Raw genomic sequence first — 1,605 nt, 5'->3', positions numbered from 1 at the left:
GACTACATGCTCCGCCACCGGGTCAAATCCGGCATCACCGGCTGGGCCCAGGTCCACGGCTGGCGCGGCAACACCTCGATCAAGAAGCGCATCCAGTACGACATCTACTACATCCAGAACTGGTCGCTGATGCCCGACCTCAAGATCCTCTGGATGACGCTCCGCAGCGGCATCTGGCACAACGCGTACTAACAGCCCGTGGCAAAAGTCGAGCCGCGCTGTGAGCGGACCGGCTGCGAGCGGATCTTTCCGCCAGCTCGGCATTGCCGGTCGCGTCGTCGAGCTCGTGGAGGTTTACCGGTGGGCCCGGCGATCCGCCTCAAACCGCCGAGGCCCCCGCCCTGAAAGGGCGCAAGCGTATAGCCCGGGGCCGCGCGAAGGAGCGCAGCGACGTAGCGCGAGCCCCGGGTTACCGGGCCCCTGAGACTCGCCCTGAAAGGGCGAAACTCCGGATGAGGATGGCGTCAATTTAGGTGTGTTCGTCATGATGGCGTTACCATTTCCAGGAGTTTATTGACCGTCCGGTAGTTTCGAGCCGTCGTCACGACACCCAGGCGCTTCTCCGCATTCGCGGCAAGCTTGGAACGGCCGACCCCATCCGGAGCATGGAGATAGAAGACGCGATCTATCAATCTATAGTTCTCGGTCGGCGATCTGGCGTCCTCGAGCGCCTTCAGGTCCGGGTCGGCCGGTGGCTCCAGGAGGAAAGAAAAATGGAGCGTTTTAGGGTCGGACACCGCCTGCGGAAAAGGATTGGAATCGATCGAGGCTAGCAGATCTTCGCGGCTGAGGAGCAGGACATGCGGTCGAAATCCGTGCTGCTTCTCGACCCGCCCGGCGATCTTCGCGGCGAGTGACGAAGCGCTCTTCGCTGTGGATTCGAAAACGACATTGCCGCTCTGGATGTACGTGCGTACGTTCTTGAGCCCCAGTGATGCGAGATCGATCTTGAGCTTCGCCATCGGCAGGATGTTCTTCCCGCCGACATTGATACCCCGAAAGAGTGCGATCCACGTCGTCATCGATGTTCTCCCGTGAAGTTCTATTCAGGAGGCAGGGCAGCCACGCAGATATATCTATAACCGCGAGGATGCCTTGTCCAAGTGTTATCCGGTGGCTCTCGAAGACCTCTTCCTTCGTCCCCTACTGCGCCTCCTTCTGTCCGCTCGACTCGTCCACCCTACGTTTCGAGTGTACGATCGAACCTTGGCCATTTCTTCGGCGTGCGCAGCTCTCTTCCACCCTTGAACGGTACGCCCGAGAAGAACAAGACCACCGAGTAGGCAAGCGCTCCAAACTGCAACCTGAAAAACATTCACAACGATACCGTAGGCTTGATCGACCCTCTCGGCTGCGTTGAGGACGGATTCATCTTCAGAGTTCGCCGACAGTTCTGACATGACCTCGTGCGCCCATCGAACACCAACCACAAAGAGTCCGATATTTGCTACAGATAGGACCAACGTCAAGCCGAGCACCAAAGACTGCCTGGTTGAGATCTTCATGAATTACCCCTCGGATCCGCCTCGCGACGCGTTGCGGCCTGCGTCGGTGGTCTTGTTCCGGCCCTGGATGGCTCTCGCGGCACGAGTATACCCTGAATCT

The 1,605-nt window shown here is 59.2% G+C and carries 2 protein-coding genes; one reads left to right on the top strand and one right to left on the bottom strand.

Annotated elements, in window-relative coordinates; translation table 11 throughout:
* Positions 1-192: undecaprenyl-phosphate glucose phosphotransferase (locus GY725_16000; GenBank protein MCP4005693.1), on the top strand; the 192-nt coding region annotated here is incomplete at its 5' end.
* A gap of 290 nt (positions 193-482) precedes the next feature.
* Here GY725_16000 and GY725_15995 read toward each other — a convergent pair.
* Positions 483-1,022, bottom strand: a complete 540-nt coding sequence (locus GY725_15995) for a DUF1697 domain-containing protein (protein ID MCP4005692.1) — start codon at positions 1,020-1,022, stop codon at positions 483-485.
* Positions 1,023-1,605: the final 583 nt, after the last annotated feature.

Source organism: bacterium (genome assembly GCA_024226335.1).
Classification (GTDB): Bacteria; Myxococcota_A; UBA9160; order SZUA-336; family SZUA-336; genus JAAELY01.
This window is presented reverse-complemented; position numbering and strand designations above follow the sequence as displayed.